General features: G+C 41.9%; 22 protein-coding genes. 11 read left to right on the top strand and 11 right to left on the bottom strand.

Going from position 1 to position 24047, the window contains the following annotated elements:
* Positions 1–36 precede the first annotated feature (36 nt).
* From dxr to AC0SAP_RS04125, 6 genes are all read right to left on the bottom strand, one after another.
* Positions 37–1209 carry a 1-deoxy-D-xylulose-5-phosphate reductoisomerase gene (dxr, locus tag AC0SAP_RS04100; protein ID WP_473383077.1) on the bottom strand — a complete coding sequence of 391 codons (1173 nt, stop codon included), beginning with the start codon at positions 1207–1209 and terminating at the stop codon, positions 37–39.
* A complete protein-coding gene (locus AC0SAP_RS04105) occupies positions 1206–2087 on the bottom strand; it encodes a phosphatidate cytidylyltransferase (RefSeq protein ID WP_109235937.1) in 882 nt (293 codons plus the stop codon). The genes dxr and AC0SAP_RS04105 overlap by 4 nt, the downstream gene beginning before the upstream one ends.
* A gap of 3 nt (positions 2088–2090) precedes the next feature.
* Positions 2091–2801 carry a polyprenyl diphosphate synthase gene (gene uppS, locus AC0SAP_RS04110; RefSeq protein ID WP_286481197.1) on the bottom strand — a complete coding sequence of 237 codons (711 nt, stop codon included), beginning with the start codon at positions 2799–2801 and terminating at the stop codon, positions 2091–2093.
* Between the two features lie 14 nt (positions 2802–2815).
* Positions 2816–3373, bottom strand: a complete 558-nt coding sequence (gene frr / locus AC0SAP_RS04115) for a ribosome recycling factor (protein WP_286481198.1) — start codon at positions 3371–3373, stop codon at positions 2816–2818.
* Between the two features lie 139 nt (positions 3374–3512).
* The gene (pyrH, locus tag AC0SAP_RS04120; RefSeq protein ID WP_094566838.1) at positions 3513–4244 is read right to left on the bottom strand and encodes a UMP kinase; all 732 of its coding nucleotides are present in this window, start codon (positions 4242–4244) and stop codon (positions 3513–3515) included.
* A 252-nt stretch (positions 4245–4496) separates the two neighbouring features.
* The gene (locus tag AC0SAP_RS04125) at positions 4497–4823 is read right to left on the bottom strand and encodes an accessory factor UbiK family protein (RefSeq protein WP_473383079.1); all 327 of its coding nucleotides are present in this window, start codon (positions 4821–4823) and stop codon (positions 4497–4499) included.
* A 422-nt stretch (positions 4824–5245) separates the two neighbouring features.
* Between AC0SAP_RS04125 and AC0SAP_RS04130 the strand changes: the two genes are divergently transcribed.
* Both AC0SAP_RS04130 and epsC read left to right on the top strand, forming a co-directional pair.
* Positions 5246–6055, top strand: a complete 810-nt coding sequence (locus tag AC0SAP_RS04130; RefSeq protein ID WP_473383080.1) for an RNA methyltransferase — start codon at positions 5246–5248, stop codon at positions 6053–6055.
* 6 nt (positions 6056–6061) lie between these two features.
* A complete protein-coding gene (gene epsC / locus AC0SAP_RS04135) occupies positions 6062–6931 on the top strand; it encodes a serine O-acetyltransferase EpsC (RefSeq protein WP_473383081.1) in 870 nt (289 codons plus the stop codon).
* Between the two features lie 213 nt (positions 6932–7144).
* Here the strand turns inward: epsC and AC0SAP_RS04140 are convergent, their stop codons facing one another.
* The 4 genes from AC0SAP_RS04140 to AC0SAP_RS04155 form a co-directional block, all read right to left on the bottom strand.
* Entirely contained in the window at positions 7145–7837 is a 693-nt protein-coding gene (locus AC0SAP_RS04140) for a GntR family transcriptional regulator (protein WP_473383083.1), read from the bottom strand.
* 335 nt (positions 7838–8172) lie between these two features.
* Positions 8173–8469, bottom strand: coding sequence for a phosphoribosyl-dephospho-CoA transferase MdcG domain-containing protein (locus tag AC0SAP_RS04145; RefSeq protein ID WP_473383085.1), 297 nt, complete (start codon positions 8467–8469; stop codon positions 8173–8175).
* Entirely contained in the window at positions 8463–8891 is a 429-nt protein-coding gene (locus AC0SAP_RS04150) for a biotin-independent malonate decarboxylase subunit gamma (protein ID WP_473383236.1), read from the bottom strand. Before AC0SAP_RS04150 ends, AC0SAP_RS04145 begins: the two co-directional genes overlap by 7 nt.
* 303 nt (positions 8892–9194) lie before the next feature.
* A complete protein-coding gene (locus AC0SAP_RS04155) occupies positions 9195–12083 on the bottom strand; it encodes an insulinase family protein (RefSeq protein ID WP_473383087.1) in 2889 nt (962 codons plus the stop codon).
* Between the two features lie 611 nt (positions 12084–12694).
* Between AC0SAP_RS04155 and lepA the strand changes: the two genes are divergently transcribed.
* From lepA to AC0SAP_RS04190, 7 genes are all read left to right on the top strand, one after another.
* Entirely contained in the window at positions 12695–14488 is a 1794-nt protein-coding gene (gene lepA, locus AC0SAP_RS04160; protein WP_473383088.1) for a translation elongation factor 4, read from the top strand.
* Between the two features lie 6 nt (positions 14489–14494).
* Entirely contained in the window at positions 14495–15322 is an 828-nt protein-coding gene (gene lepB / locus AC0SAP_RS04165) for a signal peptidase I (protein WP_109235953.1), read from the top strand.
* A 1-nt stretch (position 15323) separates the two neighbouring features.
* Positions 15324–15992 carry a ribonuclease III gene (gene rnc, locus AC0SAP_RS04170; protein ID WP_286481208.1) on the top strand — a complete coding sequence of 223 codons (669 nt, stop codon included), beginning with the start codon at positions 15324–15326 and terminating at the stop codon, positions 15990–15992.
* Between the two features lies 1 nt (position 15993).
* Positions 15994–16884: a GTPase Era gene (gene era / locus AC0SAP_RS04175; protein WP_109235955.1), complete on the top strand. Its 891-nt coding sequence runs from the start codon at positions 15994–15996 to the stop codon at positions 16882–16884.
* 131 nt (positions 16885–17015) lie between these two features.
* Positions 17016–17954 (top strand): DMT family transporter, encoded by a 939-nt coding sequence (locus tag AC0SAP_RS04180; RefSeq protein ID WP_473383089.1) that lies wholly within the window; start codon positions 17016–17018, stop codon positions 17952–17954.
* Between the two features lie 108 nt (positions 17955–18062).
* Positions 18063–19211 (top strand): aminodeoxychorismate synthase component I, encoded by a 1149-nt coding sequence (locus tag AC0SAP_RS04185; RefSeq protein ID WP_473383091.1) that lies wholly within the window; start codon positions 18063–18065, stop codon positions 19209–19211.
* Positions 19174–19791 (top strand): aminotransferase class IV, encoded by a 618-nt coding sequence (locus AC0SAP_RS04190; RefSeq protein ID WP_473383092.1) that lies wholly within the window; start codon positions 19174–19176, stop codon positions 19789–19791. The genes AC0SAP_RS04185 and AC0SAP_RS04190 overlap by 38 nt, the downstream gene beginning before the upstream one ends.
* A gap of 54 nt (positions 19792–19845) precedes the next feature.
* Here the strand turns inward: AC0SAP_RS04190 and purU are convergent, their stop codons facing one another.
* The gene (gene purU, locus AC0SAP_RS04195; RefSeq protein WP_286481217.1) at positions 19846–20694 is read right to left on the bottom strand and encodes a formyltetrahydrofolate deformylase; all 849 of its coding nucleotides are present in this window, start codon (positions 20692–20694) and stop codon (positions 19846–19848) included.
* 626 nt (positions 20695–21320) lie between these two features.
* On the opposite strand from purU, the gene AC0SAP_RS04200 reads away from it, so the two are divergent.
* Positions 21321–22559, top strand: coding sequence for a uracil-xanthine permease family protein (locus AC0SAP_RS04200; protein WP_473383094.1), 1239 nt, complete (start codon positions 21321–21323; stop codon positions 22557–22559).
* Between the two features lie 223 nt (positions 22560–22782).
* Positions 22783–23943, top strand: a complete 1161-nt coding sequence (mutY, locus tag AC0SAP_RS04205; protein WP_473383095.1) for an A/G-specific adenine glycosylase — start codon at positions 22783–22785, stop codon at positions 23941–23943.
* The last annotated feature ends 104 nt before the right edge of the window (positions 23944–24047 follow it).

Below are 24047 nucleotides of genomic sequence, written 5' to 3' on the forward strand. Positions count from 1 at the left end.
CATTTAAGATCAGCCTTTTTAGTAAAATTTTACAACTTAACAGAGAGCCTTAGCCATCTGACGAATCTCTTGATCATACGCTAAAAGAGCCTCTTCTGTCTGTAATGCATTAGCTGACATCACCACTCGATCTAAAACTTCAGCCACCTTATCCGCTATCTCAACAAAGGTGATTTTTTGTGCTAAAAATGCCGACACAAAAATTTCATTAGCGGCATTGAGTGCCACTAAGTAGGGTGTGCCGGCAATAAGAGACTCCTGCGCAAGGCGAAGTGCAGGAAAAGTGACAAGATCAGGCTCTTCAAAAGTTAATGCCGACATCTTTGTTAAATCGAGGTAGGATGCCCCCGATACAACTCGTTGCGGATATGCTAATGCATGGGCGATAGGAATTGCCATATCAGCAGCACCCATCTGAGAGATCAAAGAGCCATCTATATACTCAACCAATGAGTGGATCATACTTTGAGGATGAACCACAACACTCAACTTCTCTACCGGCATGGAGAAGAGAAAATGTGCTTCGATCAATTCAAGCCCCTTATTCATCAAGGTTGCCGAATCGATCGTCACCTTTGCCCCCATAGACCAATTAGGGTGCTTGAGAGCATCTTCTAATGTTACCTTCTCTAGATCTTGTCGCTGATAACCTCTGAAAGGCCCTCCGGAAGCAGTTAGAATTAGACGTTTAACGCCTTCATAACTCAACTCATCACCTTTTTTAGGAAGGGATTGAAAGAGCGCATTATGCTCACTATCAATTGGCAAAATCGTCGCGCCATGGGCTTTCGCTTCCGCCATAAAGAGTGCGCCCCCTAAAACAAGCGTCTCTTTATTCGCCAATAGAATGGTCTTACCTGCTCTAGCAGCTGACAGACTAGAGAGAAACCCTTTTGCCCCCACGATCGCCGCGACAACAAGATCTATTTCCCTCTCTGTTACAAGCTCAATAATAGCTGCCTCACCCCCTAACACCACCGTTGGTAAGTTAGCGGATTCTACCAATTTTTTAAGACTGTTAGCTGCAGATTCATTCTCTAAAACTGCATACTTAGGCTCAAACTCCTGACAGAATTGCATCATCTTATCAACACTCTGATTCGCAACCAGAGAGTGAACTTGATAGAGCGCCCGATTGTTGCGAATCACCTTGAGTGTTGAATCACCAATCGAACCTGTTGCACCTAAAATAGAGATCTGTTTTTTCATATAAAACTTAACCCTACAAAGAAGAGCGGCGCTGCTGCCGTTAAAGCATCAATACGATCTAATACCCCGCCATGGCCGGGCAAAATATTACCACTATCCTTCATTCCAGCATGACGCTTCACCACACTCTCAAAGAGATCGCCAGAGATAGAGATAATCACTACCAAAAGACTCAAAGAGACGAAATTAAGAATTAACATCATTCGTTCTTGAGCGATAAAGATCGCAGTTTCATCACTTGTAAAGTAGAGAATTGCCGCTAAAGAAAAGAGCCCTGCAAGAACAATCCCGCCAATAGCACCTTCAACACTCTTCCCTGGACTAATGGTGACGGCCAACTTTCTCTTACCAAATTTCCGTCCAACAAAATAGGCACCACTATCGGCAATAATCACCAATAAAATAAGGTAGAGGAGCAGAATAAGCCCTTGCTGCAATACCGTTAAAGTGATCATTAATGCAGCTAGTGAAAGGATACTGACGACGAAGAGAAACTCTCTATTAGTTAGAAAGGAGAGAGGCCTTCTCGCATAGATGGAGAGAATAAAAGGCATCATGAGCCAAAAGAGGGACATCAGCAGTAAAAGCCCAAAGAGGAGTGGGTTACTGCGCACAAAGAGCGCAAGTCCACCAACAATCTGATCTGTCTCGCGATTGCCCAATAAAAGCGCACCAACAACAAGTAGGAGTGTAATAGAACCGACACCAATATAGACTCCCTTCTGCATTCCTGAGAGCTTTAAGAGATTACTCCACTCAAAAAGCCCAATAACCGAGATCAAAAAGAGTAGGAGAGAGAAGAGAGAGGTTGGTAAAAAAAGGATAGCAAGTAGTGCCGCAACCCCTAAAATAATGCCGGTAATAATGCGTTGCTTCATAATTTATCTCCCACCAAATCGTCGTTCACGACGATAAAATTCAGCCAAGGCGGCCTCAAATTCTTTCTCACCAAAATCGGGCCAATGGCAATCGATAAAGTAGAGTTCAGCATAAGCTAACTGCCAAATTAAGAAGTTGCTAATTCGCTGCTCTCCACTTGTACGGATCAAGAGATCAACAGGAGGAAGGTCACTCATTGTTAGCGCTTTCTCAAATCGAGACTCTGTAATTTCATCGATCTCAAGCGTTCCAGCAACCACCTCTTCAGCCAAATTCTTACAAGCATTGACGATCTCTTGCCGGCCGCCATAATTGATCGCAACTACAAAATCTAGCACATCATTCTCTTGAGTAAGTTCTACCGCAGCAAATAACTTCTCCTGCAACTTTACAGAGAGCGGGGAGAGATCACCAATAAAAGAGAGACGAACCCCCGCACGATGAAGTGCTTTGAGTTGCCCCTCTAATGTTTGGTAAAAGAGATCCATTAAGTAAGAGACCTCCTCTTGGGGTCTCTTCCAATTCTCCGTTGAAAATGCATAAACGGTTAAGACTTTAATACCATTTTTAATTGCACACTCAACGCTCCGTTTAACGGCTTTTACACCGGCTCGATGCCCTAATGCTCGTGCTAAACGATTTCTTTCAGCCCAACGGCCATTGCCATCCATAATGATGGCAACATGTTGACAGCGCTCTTTACCTTCGCTCACATTTAACCCTTAGCTTAAATTTCCATTAACTCTTCTTCTTTCGCTGCGAGTACTTCATCAATTTTTTTGATCGTAGCGTCAGTTAACTTCTGAATCTCATCTTCCGTACGGCGCTGTACATCTTCTGAAATCTCACCCTCTTTCTCTAAAGCAGAGATCTGGTTATTAGCATCACGACGAATATTACGCACTGCTACTTTCGCTTGTTCTGCTTCACCACCAACTAACTTCACTAGCTCTTTACGGCGCTCTTCTGTTAATGGTGGAAGTGGGATTCTAATTAAAGTACCTGTCGTTGCAGGATTCAATCCTAAATCACTATTGATAATCGCTTTTTCGATAGGGCCAACCATCTGTTTTTCCCATGGTGCAACACCTAAAGTTCGGGAGTCTTGCACTGTTAAGTTAGCAACCTGACTTAATGGCACCATAGAGCCGTAATATTCAACTTCAATATGATCTAAAATTGAGATATGAGCACGTCCTGTACGAATCTTCCCAAGGGCAATAGCGAGTGCATCAACTGATTTATCCATACGAGTCTTTGCATCTTTGATGATATTTTGCGTCATTTAAATTTTCTCCAATTTTTATTCAACTGTTGTTCAATTTTTCTAAAAAAGGAGATGCCTACGGGCTACTGAGCCAGAGCATCTCACACTTTAAAACTATTTAAGATTATTAAAAAACTAGAATAATTTTACCATACTCCTATTCAGGAGCGGTCTCTGATACTAAAGTTCCTACCGGCTCACCCTTTACAATACGCATTAGATCGCCTTCATTAAAGATATTAAAGACCTTAATGGGGAGATTATTTTCACGGCACATCACGAGGGCTGTGGCATCCATAACCCCTAAATTTTGAGTGAGTGCATCGGTAAAAGTAATGTGGTCATATCGTGTTGCGGTAGGATCTTTCATCGGATCTGCAGTATAGACGCCATCTACTTTTGTCGCTTTCAACATAATTTCAGCATTGATCTCAATCGCACGAAGTGCTGCGGCAGAGTCTGTTGTAAAGAACGGATTACCGGTACCTGCGGCAAATATAGTCACTCTCTTTTTTTCAAGGTGACGAACAGCACGGCGACGAAGATAATCTTCACACACTTCATTGATACGAATAGCGCTCATCACACGAACGTAAACATCCCGAGATTCCAGTGCATCTTGAAGCGCTAATGAGTTCATCACAGTTGCCAACATCCCCATATGATCACCAGCAACACGATCCATCCCCGCTTCTGCTAATCCTGCCCCACGAAAGATATTCCCACCACCGATTACAACTCCGACCTCAACACCAATACGGTTTAATGCCTTGATCTCATCGGCAATACGTCCAATTGTCACTGGATCGATACCATAATCGGCGTCACCCATTAATGCCTCGCCACTGAGCTTCAATAAAATGCGCTTATATTTAGGGGCTTGACTCATAACTATACACTTCCTTTATATTAGATTTGAGACTCAACAAAATTTGTGAATATAGTACTTCATTTAGCATCGATTGAATAGCACCACAGCTTCTAAATCCTGCTTTATCTTCCTTCGCTCAATCTGCTTTTAACCTCTACTTTATTCTTCACCAATGAGCTATTAATCGCTCTTTCATCGCGCGTTTAATACTTTTCCCATCTCCATTTATCACCATGGAGAAATCGCTTATTGCCCCTTATCGATCTCCGATTAATCTTCTGGCAATTCCCTTGAAGAGTCCGCTAATAAGATAGAAGCATCATCACTTTCAGCCAGCCCGTTATCTAACAAAAGCTGATCAAGTTTCGCTTCTAGCTCTGCCACGCGCTGCGTCAACAACTCCACTTTCTCTCTTGTCTTCAATAGAACCTTCTCTTGAATCTCAAACTCTTCATAGCGAACAAATTTAAAATTACTCAAGGCTGAATCAACCCCCTCTTTGACTAATTTCTCCACTTCGCCACCGGCATTTTTTACCCCATCAGGGAGCGCATCATGAAGGCGTCCGGCGATATCTTGTATAAAGTTTTTAGGCATCTTGTCCTCTCTTATGTTAATAGTTGCTATAATCCTAACCCATATTAAAATGAGTTCGAAATTCAATCGGCGTTTGAAATCGGCGTTTAATCGAGTTCATGATTCGAAGTCATGATTCGAATTGAAGATTGATCTTAGATCATTCTAGCTCTCTTCATTAAAATCAGAGAGTGTAGGATAAATAAAATAAATAATTTTAATAGAGCGAATACCTCCTTCAAAGATCCCCCCCTCTTCTGCTTTTCTATTTTACTGATGCATACTTTACTGATGCTTTTTAACCAATAAATATAATGAGCAACTTGAAGGGGAATAATGAAGGGGAATAAAGAGAGTTTCCGCTCTATTTTAACAGCGATTAGATCCCCACTCCCTACTTAGGGCGTCAATATATCATTAAAAGCATAAAAGCGAGCCAACTCATGCACAATGAATCCCCACTGCAAGCTATTAAAATTGTTATGGTTAATACGACACATCCCGGAAATATCGGCGCGGCAGCACGAGCGATGCGGGTGATGGGATTATATAACTTAACGTTAGTGAATCCTCACAAATTCCCAAGTAAAGAGGCCACTGCCCTAGCAAGTGGTGCTCTTGATGTCTTAGAAAATGCCATAGTCACTGAGACACTCTCTGAGGCGGTTGCCGATTGTCAATATATCTTCGGCACTAGCGCTAGAAGTCGCCATATCGGTAAGCCAGAGCTCCCTATTGAAGAGGGTATTGAAGAGATCCGCTCAATTCTCTCACAAACTCCTGATGCAAAGATTGCAATCCTCTTTGGTACAGAGAGAACGGGGTTAACTAATGAAGAGGTCGATATCTGCGATAAACTCTTCTATATCCCGACAGAAAATAATTACAATTCTCTCAACATCTCTCAAGCAATCCAGATTGTTGCTTATGATTTGCGCCGACTACTCTCACAAGAGAAAGCAAAAGCGATCATTAAAGCCCCGCACTATGCCGGTGAACTTCCTGCAACTCACGAAGCATTAGAAGGGCTCTTCTCCCACCTAGAACGAGTGATGATCGAAAGTGACTTTCTTGACTCCAATAATCCTAAGCATCTCATGCGCAAGGTACGAAAGCTCTATAAAAAGGCGGCTTTAACGCAAGAAGAGATCAATATCTTACGTGGAACCTTAAATGCTTTAGAGAAACAAGCGAAAAAAGTAGACCCCAAAGTAGATCCCAAAACAGACGAAGAAGCTGAAAAAGAGGAGTAGAGATTTATGATAAAAAGAGTAAAAGATGATATTAACAACATCAAAAAATTTGATCCGGCAGCAAGGACCTCTCTAGAGATTCTACTTGCTTATCCCGGTCTTTGGGCTGTCTGGATTCATCGGATTGCACATGCCCTCTGGCGTAGACGTTTTAAGACAGTAGCCCGCTGGATCTCCACATGGAATCGCTTCTTAACCGGTATTGAGATCCATCCTGGCGCAAAAATTGGTGACCGCCTCTTTATCGATCATGGAATGGGGGTTGTCATTGGTGAGACGGCAGAAATTGGGGATGATTGTACGCTCTATCATGGTGTCACTCTTGGCGGAACAAGCCTTGAAAAAGGGAAGCGCCATCCAACCTTAGGTAATAATGTTGTGATAGGAGCGGGGGCAAAGATATTAGGTCCTATTACATTAGGAAATAATGCAAGTGTCGGTGCTAACTCCGTCGTTATTAAAGCTGTTCCCGATAATACAACAGCTGTCGGCATCCCTGCTCGCCTTTCAAAACCGGATCGCCCCAACCTCAAAAAAGAGATTGCGAATAAGCTCTTCAATGCCTATGGCATGAGTCATGATATTGAAGATCCAGAAGCTAATGCGATCAATCTCCTGCTCAACCATATTGAAAAACTTGATAAAGCACTCTGCCAAATGCAGACGGAACTTAAAGCACAAAATATCAAGCTCAATGTAGAATGGCCTACGATCCAAGATTGCTCTTTTGATGATGATGGTCTTCATATCCACCAAGAGAAAGAAGAAGAGGAAGAGAAAGGAGATGCATCTCAAGAAGATCAGGGTGATAAAAAAGAGAAAAACTCTCATACTAAGCAAGATGATCAAAGAGAAGATCAGCCACTTAATCCATAAAAGCGTGCTAACAAAAACTAGAAAGCAATTGGGCTAGATATCGATTCGATATCAGATACAAAACATTCGATGTTGCATATTAAGAAAATCATAAGGGGGAGCTGCCGATTCGCAATCTCCCCCTTTTCTCTCTTCGCTTCGGCTTTCTCTTAGGCTTTCTTTTCTATGGCTATATATCGCTACTTAGCTACGTAAGCAGCCTCTCTAATCATTTTAAAGAAAGACCTTCTCTGCGCCTCTCTCTAACAAACGCAATACATCTTGATGATGCTCTGCCAAAATTGTTGAGAATTGATCAAAATCACGATTCCGTAAAGCATCAATCAGAGCATCATGTTCTATTAATGGTTTATAAACTTCTGTTCGCTGATGGAGATAGAGCTCATTTTGTATAAAGGCTAAACTTACAAAAAATGAGGGATAACGCTCAATCAAAACTCGACTTCCTGAGAATTGGACAAGTGCATAATGAAACTCGTAATTGAGTAACCCTATATAAGCCATCTCTTCGCGCGACCCTTCCCCTTTATCGATAATCGCCTGCAGACTGGAGCGCATCTGCGCTGAAAGCTCCTCAAGATGTTCAATAAGTGGTACAAGGTCCGCTATTCTAGAGACTTTCTCTAAAGCCTTATTTTCAAGAAAAAAACGAAGATGATAGAGATCGATATGTTCTTCAAGGGTAAAACTATTGAGAAAAGTTCCTTTATTTTCAACCTTAGTCGCGATCCCTTCACTCACTAAGATAAAGATTGCCTCCCGAACAGAAGCACGGCTCGCCCCCGTTTTTTTAGCATATTTCTCCTCAAGAATCTTATCTCGCGGCTGAATCTCCCCTTTAATAATATCTTGAATAATAACCTCTTTAATTGTGTTCGGCAGTGTCTGCGCGCGCTTTAACTCCATAAGTATATTGTTACCATTTTAGTTATAAGTAGATAAAAGTAGCAGATAAGATTCTCTCACACCACCCTCAAAATTGCCTCGCCATCGATCTTAAAAGCCAGCTATGAGGTAGCGATTTTTTTATCTAATTGCTCTATTCGTTAAAAGATAACAAAGTATAGTATCGACTCTGAAAATTACTGCAACAGTCTCATTTAATAAAAATCGATAATCTTCATTATCTCTTCACTATCTTCAAAAATTCCAATTAAAGATTCCAGCTAAAAATTCAAAGTCTTACCTCTTAAGCTCAGCGCCTAAACTTCACTCAGAAGTCTCATCCCAAACATCTTCTGTTAAAAGATATCCTGTGCACTTTTCATTGAGAATCGTTTAAGAGGATAGAGCATAATATCGATATCACTAGGCGCTGAAAGAGTCGGTAACCCTGTAGCTAACTCATATCCTAAACTTCCACCAATCCCCCAAGAGATCTTGGAAAAGAGAGAGGCTAAGGCTTGAATTGAATCGATAGCTTGAGGAAACGCTTTTTGTCGTTGCCATCGCTGAAGTGCCCATTCGGGAAAAAAGGGCGTATCAATCGATACGCCCTTCTTAATCTCAACAATATCATGTGGTTTAATTATTACCATACTTCCTCTAATCGCGCTCTTACCTTATTGGTTTCTACACGCCCAAAGTTGGTAGCTTGTGGGTTTGTATAGCGAAAGTTTAAATCACGCTCTTCCGGCGATAAGCTCGCAATCGCCTCTTTAGTTGCCTTCAACAAAAGCGCAACATCCACTTCAGCTGGCTGATCTGCATTAGAGACCTCTAATAGCTGATAGAGCGCACCTAACTTCTGGAAGCTCTCAATATCGTACGCAATTGCCGGCACCTTCGCAGCAGCGGCATCAATCTCTTCAATCGTTCGTAATGTAACCCTCGCCGCAGACTCTTTCGACATTGCTTGCACATTAATCTTTTTATCATCTAACGCGATAAGACGATTCGATTGTAGACCATGGGCTAAAAAAGCCCCTGAAATCGCATTACCAACAATTAACCGAAAAATCTCTAGTTATGAACTGTGCACTTGACGGTAAGCTTACGATATCAATTAGATAGATGTAAATATGGTCGAAATAGATAGAGATGTAGCGAGAGATGGGTAGAGGCAATCATCAAAAAAGAGACAAAAAAACACCTCGGAGTATCACCACTAACCGATAGGTCAGCGTCCTTCCGAGGTGCCTTCTACTCTTTATACTATTTAAAAATCTTTTAAAGAAATCTTTAAAATCTGCCTAAGATGAGTTGAAAGTCAGTTGAATTGTAGATGAAAATGACTTAACAGCTCTCAACCTTCAAGCCTCTATTAAAGTTGTTTGACCTCAAACCCAGCAGACTCTAAAGCCGTTTTAGGTCCTAATACTGCGGTATGGGTATCGGGATTTGCGAGATACTCTCGGGCAACACGCTTAAGATCATCAATTGTCACATTGAGTACCGCTGCACGATACTGCTCTAGATCCTCCGGAGTACGATCATATTTTGCCATAAAGTAACGATCTCCATACTCACTTGCCGGTGCTTTAGGACGATCAATTGCACTAATAACGCCTAAAATAGCCTCTTCAAGTTGCTGTTCATCATGCTCATTCTCTAATAACCAAACGATAGAGGCATCAAAGTCAGCTAATGTCTCCTCAAGACGAGGATCACGATAACTAAAGAAGTTAAACGCGCCTGATGAGGCATTATAGTTTGCACCTCCCCCATAAGCACCCCCCTGCTCGCGAATCGCTCGATGCAGATAACCGTTACGCAAAAATCCGGTTAATACCTGAAAAACAGGAGAATCCTGATGATCACGAGTGACTGTTTTATAGCTCTTAGCGCAGTAGAAAACGGGTGCATTGATCGCCCAACCAAGATGAACTTTCTCTTCAGAGTGCTCAGCAAATGGAGCACTGAAACGAGTTACATCTTCCGTGACATTGTGAGCCATTACCGCAGCAAAATCTTGCCCAATTTTCTCGATCTGTTCTGAGTCATTTAAAACAATGATCTCATAAGGACTCTTTTGTAACTTTGTTAAGAGCGCTGCAAGCTTCTCACCGAAAGCTCTACACTCTGTATCATCCTTCATTCGCTTCTCAATTTCACGGAAATCTTTAATCGACTGCATTCCCGATAGACGCTGCTCTAATTGAGAGATAAGCGAAATATTTTGACTCGCAACTCCCATCGCATAACTATGACCATTACTAACAATACCCTGCTCACGTCCTACTTTGATCTGCGCCATAATCTCCTGCATACGCTTTACTTCATCAAAGCGAGCATCGAAGAAGATATCTCTTAATAATGAAGCTAATGCATCACTATTATCTAAGAGTGCTTTACCAGAAAGAACCCAGTAACCTCGAATATCGCCGTCATAAGGTTGATACATCGTTCTTGCACTCACGCCACCGGTGACTGCCGAAATTCGTGCTTGCTGCTCAAGATATGAATGAGAGCCTGCGCCCATCTCTGTAATAAAGGCATCTAAAAATGGCAAAATAACCATCTCTTCTTCTGTTAATGCCGGAAGATCGACAACGATTGATTGATAAGTCATTCCATTTGTTGTGGGCGATCCTAAGACAATCCCTTCTTGATAATTGAGCTCTGGGAAGGTCAATTTTTTAGGAATATCTTCTCGTGTAACCATCGGTAAAATCGAATCATCATCGATCTGTGATTGACGCGCCTGTAGCGCTTTTGCTTCACGGATAATCTTCTCTTTATCTGCTTCGGTTAAGTTGCTCTGAATTTCTGTTAATCTCGCCTTCTCTTTTGCCACACGCTCATCAGCTAAAGTATGACTCGGATGAACCGTTAACATCACACGATGAGGGTTATTGAGTAGCAATCGATCGATTAAGTTAGGGATAAAGTTACGATCTTGAATCTCTTCACGCATCTTCTTCAGTGATTCATCAAAGGAGAGGGCATCATATGCCTCTCCGCCATGAAGAACCGGCGTTAAGATATCTACAATCAGGCGTAATCCATAAGGGTAACGATCACCAGAGATCTCTCGAGATGCTAACTCTAATTGATGAAGTGCCGCTTCAATACTCTCCTGGGGAACACCTTCATCGCGCACCTGAATTAAGGTATCAACAATCAGTTGGTTGATCTTTTCACTCTCATCGCCATTAGCCCCCTCTAAACCACAGGAGAAGAATGCTTCGCGAGTTCCCTCCTCTAAACCACAAAAGATGGAGGGAGCAGTGCCAAGATCTGAAGTCTCTAACGCTAAACGGAGCGGTGAACTCGCATTATCCACTAAAACACTGCTTAAAATTCTAGCGCGCATCAATTCATCGGCATCCATAATGGGATTGAGTAACCAAGAATTGATCACATGACTCTGTTTCTCTAAGGGTTCATCCGCCGGCAATGGATAAGTTGCTGTAAATTTCTGCGGTTCAGTATAACGTTTCTCATCTTTGACACTAAAGTCGAAATCTTGATAATCAAACTTTGACAAGACCTTCGCTTCAAAGACGGCTTGATGCTCTAAAGGATCCATATTTCCATAGGTCATAAAGACGCTGTTGGAAGGATGGTAATGTTTCTTATGGAAATTGACGAGCGCCTCATGGGTAAGATTAGGAATATCTTCAGGATCCCCCCCAGAGTTATTGTGATAAGTCGTTGTTGGGAAGAGCGCTTTTGTCAATTCTTGATAGAGGATAGAGCCAATCGAACTCATCGCCCCTTTCATCTCATTGAAGACTACACCTTTGTAGACCAACTCGCTCTCAGGATTATCGATCTCACTAAATTCAAATCGATGCCCTTCTTGTAAAAAGTCGAGATACTCCAATTGTGGAAAAAAGGCAGCGTCTAGATAGACATCGAGAAGATTATAAAAATCCTTCTTATTTTGGCTCGCAAAGGGATAAGCGGTCCAATCTGATGAGGTAAAAGCGTTCATAAAGGTATTAAGAGAACGGCGAATCATCATAAAAAATGGGTCTCGAACAGGATAGTTTTCGGAACCACAAAGAGCGGTATGCTCTAAAATATGTGCAACACCTGTCGAATCTTCCGGTACTGTCAAAAAGCCGACCAAAAATACATTATTGCTATCATCATTTGCTAAGTGGATATGCTTTGCTTTTGTAACATTATGCTCATACTCTTGAAGCGTAATGTTTAGGGATGGGATGAAAGTCTCTTTCACCTTAGTAAATGTCTGCTGAGTCATTAATCCTCTCTTATACTTATGTTGATGTTTAAATTCGATGTTTAAATTCAATATTTAAATATAAATATTTAAGCGCTATCTAAGATCTAAGCATTCTTAAATAGGGCTCTATTTTCAAAAACCTCAATCGTTCCATCATAACAATAATCGAAGTTTCAAGGTAGCCCTCCTTCTGCTTTATGCGCTTTAATATCATCCTCTTTATTCGATCAACTTTAATTTTCTTTAATTTTTCTTTAATTTAATTTGCTTTAATTCTAGATCTAGTTTGATCTACATTGCCCCACTGGGATCTACCATAACCTATCATGACCCACCTTGACCTACTTATAATCGACTTCAAGGGATCTCCTCCCCTGATATTAAAAACGCAAAGATCGATAGCGCTATTACAACAAAGGAGTTTTCGGTATAATCGGCAGATTAACCGCTGTTGTTCGACAACAGAAACAGTAAGAAAAATGGACCTATTACGAAATAGGGTTCAAAAATAGGACTCAACTATCATTAAACTCATCAAAAAATATTAAATATATCCCCTAATGCTTTATTTGCTAAGATAGAACTCCTTTGAAGTATATACAATTCACCTTTTTATATAGATAGAATCGATGAAGAACATTAGAAACTTTTCAATCATTGCCCATATTGACCATGGCAAATCCTCTTTAGCTGACCAGTTTATCCGTATTTGTGAAGGTCTTACTGAACGCGAGATGCAAGATCGGGTCTTAGACTCTATGGATCTTGAGAAAGAACGGGGTATCACGATTAAAGCTCACTGTGTTTCTCTCGACTATAAAGCAGATGATGGTGAAGTATATCATCTCAATTTTATCGATACTCCCGGACATGTGGACTTCTCCTATGAGGTCTCCCGCTCACTCTTTGCATGTGAAGGAGCGCTCTTAGTCGTCGATGCCGCTCAAGGCGTAGAAGCACAATCTGTTGCCAACTGCTATACCGCGATTGATCAAGGTTTAGCCGTAATCCCCGTTTTGAATAAGATCGACCTCCCGGCAGCAGATCCTGATCGTGTGGCGATGGAGATCGAAGATATTATTGCGATCGAAGCACTCGATGCCGTTCGCTGTTCAGCAAAATCAGGCATTGGGGTCAAAGATGTCTTAGAAGATATGATTAAACGCATTCCCCCACCGGTTGGCGATGTGGATGCTCCTCTTAAAGCGTTGATTATCGACTCTTGGTATGACCAATATGTCGGCGTTGTCTCGCTAGTCAGAATCTTCGATGGTGTACTTCGCAAAAATGACAAGATCAAAATCATGAGTACAAAAGAGTCTCATGAGGTGACACATGTTGGGGTCTTTACTCCTAACCGCGTTGATAAAGAGCAGCTCTCCGCAGGGGAGGTAGGCTTTGTTATCGCCGGTATTAAAGATATCGATGGAGCTCCTGTAGGAGATACTATTACGCTCGAAAGAAACCCGGCTAAAGAGGCAGTGCCGGGATTTGAGATGGTTCAGCCCCGAGTCTTTGCCGGTCTCTTCCCTGTTGAATCAGAAGAGTATGAAGATCTCCGTGAAGCGCTCAAAAAATTACGTCTTAATGATGCCTCATTACATTTTGAACCTGAAACCTCTCAAGCATTAGGTTTTGGCTTCCGCTGTGGTTTCCTCGGCATGCTCCATATGGAGATTATCCAAGAGCGTCTCGAGCGTGAATATAACCTCGATCTCATCACAACAGCGCCGACTGTTATCTATGAAGTTGAGAAGAATGATGGTGAAGTGATCTATGTTGATAATCCCGATGGATTACCGAAAACAACACAGATTAAAGAGATCAGAGAGCCCATTATTGAAGCAAACATCCTCACTCCTCAAGATTATATCGGCAATATTATGAAGCTCTGTATCGAGAAGCGAGGCGTCCAAGTCGATATGGTTTATGCCGGAAATCAAGTGCAACTTCGCTATGAGATTCCAATGAGTGAAGTAGTATTAGATTTCTTCGACCGCCTCAAATCGGTCTCTCGCGGTTATGCTTCATTCGATTATAAGTTCCTCCGCTTTGAGGCATCTGATCTTGTGAAGGTTGATGTCTTAATTAATGGCGATCGTGTTGATGCGCTCTCATTGATTACCCATAAAGATAATGCACAATATCAAGGCCGTAAACTGGTTGAAAAGATGCGCGAATTGATTCCAAGACAGCAGTTTGAGATCGCAATTCAAGCCGCTATCGGTGCAAATATTATCGCAAGAACCAACGTTCGAGCCCTCCGTAAAGATGTTACAGCAAAATGTTATGGAGGAGATGTAAGCCGTAAACGTAAACTTCTTGAGAAACAGAAAGAAGGGAAAAAACGGATGAAACAGGTCGGTAGCGTGGAGATTCCACAAGAAGCCTTCCTTGCCGTCCTCAAAGTTAATGAAGAGTAGATAATTATGTCACTATTTGCAGATTTTACCCACTACCTCTCAATCCTGATCATTTTAGCAATTCCAGTGACAGGTTTGATCTGGTTACTCGATGCACTCTACTATAAGAAACGACGCAAATTGGGGAAAAAGGAGCCTAAAATTGTTGATTGGGCGAAATTTCTCTTTCCCGTTGTCCTCTTTGTAGGGGTCCTTCGCTCCTTTATTATTGAGCCTTACGTTATTCCATCAGGGTCGATGCAACCCACACTCTATGCCGGCGATATGATTGTTGCGGATAAGTGGTCTTATGGTGTTCGCCTTCCGATCCTCAATACGCGACTCTTCTCAAAACCGGGTGAAGGAATTGAGAGAGGTGACGTTGCTATCTTTAAATTCCCCAAAGATGAGAAGGTAAACTACATCAAGCGCGTCGTTGCTGTTCCCGGCGATGTTGTCGATTATAAGAATAAGCAATTTACCATCAATGGCGAACCATTAGAGTATCAGGTTGTAGGCCCTGCTAGAGAGCCGGAAGAGGATGATCTTTTCGTGCTTGAACGCTTCCCTATTGGTGAGCCGGGATCAGGTGTCTACAAAGAGCAGATCATTCAGACCTCAAAGGTCATTACACCTGCAGATCGCGGTGTTGGGCTCTATCATAAGTTTCCTCTCACAATCCCAGAAGGGAAGTTTCTAATGATGGGGGACAATCGCGACAACAGTTACGATGGTCGCTTCTGGGAGCTCGTGGATGATCAAAAAATATTGGGTAAAGCACGCTTTATCTGGATGAATTATAACTGTGTCACCTCTTTTAAGGATTGTGATCATATCTTTACAACAATAGACTAATATGCACCAACTTGAGCAGAAACTAAATTATACCTTCATGGATAAACGCCTCTTAAAACGTGCGTTTGTTCACCGTTCCTATTCACAAAATAATAATGAGCGCCTCGAGTATCTAGGAGATGGTTGTCTCAACTTCATTATTGCAGAAGCACTCTACCATAAGCTGCCTGATGCTAATGAAGGAGAGCTAAGCCAATTACGCGCACACCTTGTTAAAGAGGATACTTTAGCGGAGATCGCACTCAGGCTAGAGCTCAATAAGTTTTTAATTTTGAGCTTAGGCGAGAAGAACAATGAAGGAGAATTTAGACCTAGCACGCTCTCGGACTGCCTAGAAGCACTCTTTGGCGCACTCTTTCTCGACTCAGACTTTGAGACAACTCGTCTTGTCATTCTTACGCTCTATGAGCCCTACTTCCAATCAATCACTGAGAAAGCGAAGAAGGATCTAGGTGAAATTTTTAAGAGCCCTAAAAGTCGTCTACAAGAGAAACTTCAAGCGCTCAATAGAGAGATCCCCATCTATGAAGTAATCGATATATCAGGTCGTGACCATGAGAAGGTCTTTAAGGTCCTCTGCACCTTTGAAAATCATAAAACAATCGCAGAAGGGACAACCAAAAAACGTGCGGAACAACGCGCAGCAGAATTAATGTTGGAGAAAATTTAAGATGACAAAAGCAGGATTTGCATCCATTGTTGGCCGCCCTAATGTAGGAAAATCGACCTTAATGAATGGTATTTTGGGGCAAAAAATTAGTATTACCTCCAATAAACCACAGACAACCCGTCATGCAATTACCGGGATCTATACCGATGAAGAGACACAAATTATCTTCTTAGATACTCCCGGCATTCATACTAATATGCAATCAGCGCTCAATAAACAGCTCAACAGAACTGCAATGAGCACCATTACAACCGGTGACGTCATTATCTTTATTGTAGAAGCGCTACGCTTTAATAAAGATGATGAAAAGGTATTGAGTAAGCTAAAAGGGATTGAAACCCCTGTTATTCTTGTCATCAATAAGATCGATAAGCTACAAAATAGAGAGGAGCTCTTCCCTTTTATTGCTGAGATGAGCGAACGTTTTCCCTTCTCAGATATTGTGCCACTGAGCGCTAAGCAGAAAAAATCTGCCGATGTTCTTCTCGATGTAATTAAAAAATATCTTCCTGAACAGCCTTTCCCTTATAGTGAAGATGAGATTACAACCGTCTCAAGTGCTTTCTTAGCTGCGGAAGTTTTAAGAGAGAAGTTAACACGTAGGCTCAACCAAGAGCTCCCCTACACAATCGCGGTTGAGATTGAGGAGTTTAAGATTGAAGGAAACCTCTACCGCATTCTTGCCGCTATCTCTGTAGAAAGAGAGAGTCAAAAAGGAATTGTGATCGGTAAAGGGGGCGCAACATTGAAAGAAGCGAGTACACAAGCGAGAATCGACCTAGAGCGTCTCTTTGATGCAAAAGTCTTTCTACGCGCCTTTGTTAAGGTGAGAGAGGGCTGGTCAGATGATGAGAAGGCACTCAATGCCCTTGGCTATAAAGATCTTCTCTAAATTAAACCCTTTTTGAAACAGCAAAAGATCTTCCTTTGGAAGATCTTTTCCGTTCATGACCTTATCTCTCCGCGATATTATCTAAAGCTTTCTCTAAAACTTTCTCTAAGCCAGCCCCTAAAGCCTTCTCTATGAATCGATTTCAATATCTGCTAAAACGTTATACTGAGAGTAAAGAGTATTCACTGCATGGCGCGATATGGATGCTACTAGCAGGGATCGCCTTTGCCGGCATCAATGTGATTACGCCTCTAATAACTGAGCATTACCGTATCACCTCTAGCTGGATAGCCTTCTACCAATACCTCTTTGCCCTTCTCTTTATGGCCCCCTTTATTCTGCGATTAGGATTGAAGAGAATTCTCTATACACAACACTTTATGACCCATTTTTGGCGTATTTTAGTGGCAGTCATCGGAATTCAATTTTGGGTCTATGCTCTTGCGATTCAATTTCCAATCGGTGAGGGCGTCGCGCTCCTAATGACCTCCCCTCTCTTCGCAAGCCTCGGCGCTTTTCTCTTTTTACGAGAACGATTAACAGCACCACGCGTTATCGCCACAATTTTAGGATTTATGGGTGCCATTATTATTTTGGCCCCCAATCAACAAAACTTTAATAGTGCTGCTATCTACCCCCTACTTGCGGCACTCTTTTGGGCACTGCATGCGCTCTTGATGAAGCATCTCTCCGATAAAGATCACCCCCTAACAATGGTGAGCTATCTCTATATCTTAATGGTGCCGATCAATCTTTTTATCGCATTAACTGACAATTTTAGCCACCTTCCAGATCAGCTCTTCGTTCCTGATAGGGAGCTTCTACTTGCACTGCTACTCTTAGGTTTTCTAACAGCGATTGCCCAATATAGTGTCGCAAAGGCTTATTCTCATGCCGATGTGATCTTTATTCAGCCTTTCGATTACTTTAAATTGCCACTCAATACCTTTTTAGGGTTTATCATCTTTGGTTGGGCTGTCACACTACAATTTTGGTTAGGCGCACTGATTATGGTGAGCTCTCTACTCGCAATTAGCTACTTTGAAATTAGGAATCCGGAAAAACGATAAAAATCATCCTCATTAAAATGAGTTAACAAGCTTTATCAACTTTATCAGCCTTATCAGCCTTCGATATTACCTTTAATTTTCATCAATCATCCTTAAGGTCACCTATTTATGAATTTTCTAGATCGACCAACTGCCATCAAAACCATCAATCAACTCGCCTCTGAAAAGAGACCCTTTCTTCTCATTGCGAGTTTTGATACTCAAACAAATATTGTTTTGCCTCTCTCCGAAATCGATCCCTCTGAGATCGCTTTCGACTTTAATGGCAAACAGAATAACATTGAGAAGTTTACAGAGTGGGTCGATCATAAAAGAGCTGAAGAGAGGCGCTCTCCTGCTTCCAAAAAAGCATTTCTAGATGAGAGTATGCCGGTAATTTGGCAACCAGAACCGATCCCCTTTGCTCGCTATCAATCCTCTTTTACACAATTAATGATGGCGCTCAAAAATGGGGAGATCTCCCTCGCCAACCTTACTTTTCCAACCTTGGTGAAGTGTAATCTCACTCTTCCTGAGATCTTTCAACGTACTCAAGCGAAATATCGACTCTGGCTAAAAGGAGAGTTTTGCTCCTTTTCACCAGAGACTTTTATTACAATTGAGGATAATGTCATCGCCACCTATCCGATGAAAGGCACAATCAATGCCGCGATTCCTAATGCATTAGAGAGATTGATGGAAGATCCCAAAGAGATTGATGAACATGAAACTGTTGCACAAGAGGCTATTAGAGATATCTCTCTCGTCGCTAATAATGCTCGCATTACCCGCTTTCGTTACATTGATCGTATCTCTCGGGGTGATGGAGAGATTCTTCAAAGTAGCTCTATGATTGAAGGAGATCTCCCCAAAAATTATAGAGAATCACTTGGAGATCTCTTCTACCAACTTCTACCGGCAGGCTCCATCACAGGATCTCCTCGTGATAAAGCGACCGAAATCCTGACTCAAATCGAGTCATATTCACGCCATTTCTACTCTGGTGTCGCCGCTATTTTTGATGGAGAAAATCTTGATAGCACCGTTCTCATTCGCTATCTTGAGGAGCAGTCTCGCCAGAACAACGATGCAACTGACGATATGATTAATAATGCGATTGATGATGTGGCTGATGATATGGCTGATAATATATCGGATCAGACAGTTTCCCCCCTCTACCACTACACCTTTAAAAGTGGTGGTGGCATTACCGCTATGAGCAATGTAGAGAATGAATACCATGAGCTTATCGAAAAAATCTACCTCCCCATTTCTTGAGACAATTAAGTTGGAAGATGGTTACTTTTTTGCCCTCTCCTATCATCAAAAGAGAATAGATAGAACACGGGAACATTTCTATCCCGATGCGCCCCCTCTCTCACTACCTCAAGCATTGATGCGACTCGATAATATTCCTAAAAAAGGACTCTATCGCGTACGGGTAATCTATGAAGAGGAGATCTCAACAATTGAGTTTCTCCCCTATGAGATGCGACCTGTCAATTCACTTAAACTGATTGAAACAGCGCTCGACTACCGCTATAAATATGAGAAGCGTCCCGTTATTAATACACTCTTTCAACAGAAGAAACGTTGTGATGATATTTTAATGACTCGCGATGGCTTTCTAACCGATACTTCAATTGCCAATATAGCGCTCCTCGAAGGAGAGCATTGGTATACGCCGGCATCTCCGCTTCTTGAGGGCACTAAAAGAGCGGCGCTTCTGCATCACGGCATCTTAATACCTCGGCAAATTCATCGCGAAGAGTTAAAAAAATTTAGTAAAATTAGACTCTTCAATGCCATGATCGATTTTGGGGAGATAGAATTCTCTACTAAAAACATTGTGGAATAGTGCCATTGTAGAATAGTGCATAGAGAGAAGGAGGGGAAGAATCCCTCCTTTTCATTAAAAAATAACTGTCGTATTACCTTGAACAATAACACGATCTTCAAGATGGTAGCGCAAACCTCGAGCAAGGACGACCTTCTCTATATCCTTTCCTAAACGCACCATATCTTTGACACTATCTTCATGTGAAACGCGGATCACATCTTGCTCAATAATGGGGCCGGCATCGAGATCTTCAGTCACATAGTGGCATGTTGCACCGATCAATTTCACGCCCCTTTTGGCCGCTTGATGATATGGCTTAGCCCCGATAAAAGAGGGGAGAAAACTGTGATGAATATTGATAATTCGATGTTGATACTTCTGACATAATTCCGGTGGAATAATCTGCATATAACGTGCTAAAACAATCGTATCTGCTTCCGAATCTTCAATCAATTGATTAACCTTAGCAAAACTTGGTTCCTTATTCTGCGGGTCGACCGGTACATAATGATAAGGGATTCCATACCACTCCACTAAGCTCGCTAGATCATTATGGTTAGAGATCACCCCCACAATTTCGCAATCGAGTTCGTCGGCATGCCAACGCGATAAGATATCGACTAAACAGTGTGCTTCTTTACTTGCCATCAGCATCACTTTATGGCGCTTAGAAGTATCAACAATACGCCAGTTGAGCTGAAATTTCTCTGCAATAGGGGTGAAGCGTCGCTCAAACTCCTCAACTCCAAAAGGCAGGCTCTCCGCTTTAATCACATGCCGCATAAAGAACATACCTGTTTCCAGATCTGAATGGTGATTCGCTTCCATAATCCAGCCGCCATTCTCCGCTAAAAAGCCGCTCACAGCCGAGACAATTCCAACACCATCGGGGCAAGACATCACCAATCGATATCTATTCATTCCTATTTCTCCTCCCTAATATAATGATTGATATAGTCGTTTAAGTTTATAACTTAAACTTATAACTTAAACTTATAATTTAACCTTGTAACTTAAGCTTTTGATTTACAATTTAAAAATTACAAATTACAAATTACAACTTAAGTTAAGTCTTAATTCTCAAGATTTAAACCTTAAGAATTAAATCTTAAGAATTAAATATGTCATTGAAGTTTACAGAATCATTGACCTTCTCTTTGATATAAACCTATAGGCTCTATAGAGACTTTTGTACAGAGTTCTAGCCAGTAGTTTACATAACTAAGAGCTCAAAGAATCTTATCTCAATTGGACAACTGATAATTAATCAAGTTAGATCAACCCCCAAGAGAAAGAGAAGTATCTCAAATAATGATCACATCTACAACTTTTAGAGATGTACAGAATTGTATAAATTTTATCCTCCTATCTAGATCAATAATCTACACTTTGGAAAAAATGATTCGAAACCACCTTGGCCTAAATAGATCTCAAAGATGATCTCATGCAATAACCTGCTATAATCAAAAAAACAATTTTCTATTGATGCATCCCCCGATGCGCCCTATCATCCCTTTAATATCTATTCTTAACGAGGTAACAACTCTATGCAGGCTCTTCATAACGCCGTTGCAGGTCTACAAATCCTCTTTGTAGCCTTCGGTGCAATGGTGCTCGTCCCCCTTTTAACAGGACTTAACCCTTCTATGGCGCTTCTCGGTGCCGGCATTGGCACCATTCTCTTTCAGATCGTCACGGGCTGGAAGGTTCCGATCTTCCTCGGCTCCTCTTTTGCTTTTATCGCCCCGATCATCTTCTCGATGACTACTTGGGGACCGGGAGCAACCTTCTTTGGCCTCTTCGCCGCAGGCTTTATGTATTTTGTCTTCGCTTTTGCCATTCGCATAAAAGGAATCGATAGCGTCCATAAATTGATTCCGCCGGTTGTGATCGGTCCTGTCATTATCGTGATTGGGCTCTCCGTAGCTGCCGTTGCGACACAAATGGCAATGGGGAAATCGAATGGTGAGCAAGTGATTGACTACAAACTCTCCATCATTGTCTCAACCATTACCTTCGCTGTGACAGTATTGGTGACAATTTTTGGTAAACGCTTCTTAAGACTAGTCCCTATTTTGATCGGTATTGCTGTTGGTTATTCGGTTGCGGCTACACTAGGATTAGTTGAATTTGAAAAGGTTGTTGAAGCACCTTGGTTTAAAGTTCCTCAATTTGTTTCACCTGAGATTAACTGGATGGCTGCACTCTTTATGCTTCCTGTCGCTATTGCGCCGGCGATTGAACATATCGGCGGTATTATGGCGATCGGTAAAGTAACAGGTAAAGATTATGCTTCTAACCCGGGGTTAGATAAGACGCTCGCAGGAGATGGTTTAGGTGTCTGTGTTGCCGGCTTAATTGGTGGCCCGCCAGTGACTACTTATGGTGAGGTAACGGGCGCGGTAATGTTAACTAAAAATGATAACCCATTGATTATGACCTATGCCGCGATCTTCGCAATCTTCATGGCCTTCTTTGGTAAATTTAATGCCTTTTTAAACTCGATCCCGCTCCCTGTTATGGGTGGCATTATGATTCTTCTCTTTGGAACAATCGCAAGTCTTGGTCTTAAAGCGCTTATCGATGCAAAAGTTGATATCACTATCCCCCGTAACTTAGTCATTATCAGTACGACATTAATTACGGGTGTGGGCGGATACACTATTGAGATCGGCAGTTTCCCCTTTGCCGGCGTCGGTTTAGCCTCTGTTTTAGCCATTGTTCTTAATGCTATTCTCCCTCACCCTAAAGATGAGAAGAGCGAAGAGATTGAGGTTGATCTTTAAATCAGCCCCTAGCTGTTAAGTGATTGATAAATAATAGATAATCAATCTATTTATAACATCAAAACTTAGCATCAAAACTTAGCATCAAAATTGATTGGCGGGAGAGATAATCTCCCGCTTTTCACTTCTCTTTGAAGATCGTTGAAAACTTACTCAAAATAGACTCTTCACCACGCCTAGCACCATTCAATTCCTAGTACCATTTCTAGAAAATAGTAGCGAAATGACAGATATTAAAACTCTTATTCAAGATAACACCTTACTCGATCCCATCACCGAAGAGAAAGTGTCTCGCTTTCAAACCTATCTCCTTGAGTGGTTCGAACGTGAAGGTCGCCACGATCTCCCCTGGAAGCCTCAACCCCATCTGAGTGAAAAGATCAATCTCTACCGCATCTGGATCTCTGAGATTATGTTGCAGCAGACACAAGTGATCACTGTTTTGCCCTATTTTGAAAGATTTATGGCCGCCTTTCCGACGCCAGAAGCATTAGCTGAAGCCTCTGAAGATCAAGTTCTCAAATTGTGGCAAGGATTGGGCTACTATACTCGCGCCCGCAATCTCCATGCCGCAAGCCGACAACTTGTCTCTCAATTTCAAGGTGTTATTCCCCCTGATTTTGATGCTATTCGCTCTCTCAAAGGGATTGGCGATACAACCGCAAATGCCATTCTAGCGCAAGGATTTAATCTCCCCTATGCCATTTTAGATGGAAATGTCAGGCGCGTTCTTTCTCGCATTGTCGGCATGACTGCACCACGCAAAGAGCTCGATAAACGCCTTATACCGATCAGCAATCTCTTTCTCTGCCGACAAAACCCAGCTGATTACACTCAAGCGATTATGGATTTTGGCGCAACGCTCTGTAAGCTTAAGCCGAACTGTGAGCGCTGTTTTATGCAAGAGGCGTGTAGTGCTTTTCAACATGAGAAGGTATTAGAGATCCCGGCAAAAGCACTCAAAAAGAGTATGCCGGTAGAATCGGTAGCCATGCTGATTTTTGAGGAGCAAAATTATCTCTTATTAGAAAAGAGACCAGAGAAAGGGATCTGGGGTGGCCTCTACTCACTGCCAGAGCTCATCATTGAAGGGCGTAATTCTCGCAGTAAAAATAGCCCGATCTTAGCCAATATCACTCTTGAATCGATCAAAAATCGCGAGAGTTTCACCCAATTTCGACATCAATTTACCCACTATACATTGGAAGCTTCAATCTTTAGAGCGCCTCTCTCCTCTCTCATCGAACTATGCCCCGAGCTAGAGAAGACATTACCCCAAAACCTCTCCCTTATTCCTCGTGATGAACTGCTTCTTCTCCCTAAACCAAAACCGATAGCAGATCTGCTAACTCAATATTTAAAAGAGCGCAATAGCGGATCATGACCTTGATAATCAATCGGTTATTTCGCTATTTTATTGCGCTAAAAATCTGTAGTATACTAGCTCATCTAGCATATAAAATGCTCACCCATTTACAGAGCCCTCTT

This window comes from Ignatzschineria sp. PL_is040 (assembly GCF_055813795.1).

Coding starts and splice junctions, on each gene's coding strand:
- dxr (WP_473383077.1), bottom strand. CDS start 1,209: ATGAAAAAACAGATCTCTATTTTAGGTGCAACAGGTTCGATTGGTGAT.
- AC0SAP_RS04105 (WP_109235937.1), bottom strand. CDS start 2,087: ATGAAGCAACGCATTATTACCGGCATTATTTTAGGGGTTGCGGCACTA.
- lepB (WP_109235953.1), top strand. CDS start 14,495: ATGTCACTATTTGCAGATTTTACCCACTACCTCTCAATCCTGATCATT.
- AC0SAP_RS04155 (WP_473383087.1), bottom strand. CDS start 12,083: ATGACTCAGCAGACATTTACTAAGGTGAAAGAGACTTTCATCCCATCC.
- AC0SAP_RS04185 (WP_473383091.1), top strand. CDS start 18,063: ATGAATTTTCTAGATCGACCAACTGCCATCAAAACCATCAATCAACTC.
- epsC (WP_473383081.1), top strand. CDS start 6,062: ATGATAAAAAGAGTAAAAGATGATATTAACAACATCAAAAAATTTGAT.
- AC0SAP_RS04125 (WP_473383079.1), bottom strand. CDS start 4,823: ATGCCTAAAAACTTTATACAAGATATCGCCGGACGCCTTCATGATGCG.
- era (WP_109235955.1), top strand. CDS start 15,994: ATGACAAAAGCAGGATTTGCATCCATTGTTGGCCGCCCTAATGTAGGA.
- AC0SAP_RS04145 (WP_473383085.1), bottom strand. CDS start 8,469: ATGGTAATAATTAAACCACATGATATTGTTGAGATTAAGAAGGGCGTA.
- AC0SAP_RS04180 (WP_473383089.1), top strand. CDS start 17,016: ATGAATCGATTTCAATATCTGCTAAAACGTTATACTGAGAGTAAAGAG.
- rnc (WP_286481208.1), top strand. CDS start 15,324: ATGCACCAACTTGAGCAGAAACTAAATTATACCTTCATGGATAAACGC.
- pyrH (WP_094566838.1), bottom strand. CDS start 4,244: ATGAGTCAAGCCCCTAAATATAAGCGCATTTTATTGAAGCTCAGTGGC.
- lepA (WP_473383088.1), top strand. CDS start 12,695: ATGAAGAACATTAGAAACTTTTCAATCATTGCCCATATTGACCATGGC.
- AC0SAP_RS04140 (WP_473383083.1), bottom strand. CDS start 7,837: ATGGAGTTAAAGCGCGCGCAGACACTGCCGAACACAATTAAAGAGGTT.
- AC0SAP_RS04200 (WP_473383094.1), top strand. CDS start 21,321: ATGCAGGCTCTTCATAACGCCGTTGCAGGTCTACAAATCCTCTTTGTA.
- purU (WP_286481217.1), bottom strand. CDS start 20,694: ATGAATAGATATCGATTGGTGATGTCTTGCCCCGATGGTGTTGGAATT.
- mutY (WP_473383095.1), top strand. CDS start 22,783: ATGACAGATATTAAAACTCTTATTCAAGATAACACCTTACTCGATCCC.
- frr (WP_286481198.1), bottom strand. CDS start 3,373: ATGACGCAAAATATCATCAAAGATGCAAAGACTCGTATGGATAAATCA.
- AC0SAP_RS04190 (WP_473383092.1), top strand. CDS start 19,174: ATGAGCTTATCGAAAAAATCTACCTCCCCATTTCTTGAGACAATTAAG.
- AC0SAP_RS04130 (WP_473383080.1), top strand. CDS start 5,246: ATGCACAATGAATCCCCACTGCAAGCTATTAAAATTGTTATGGTTAAT.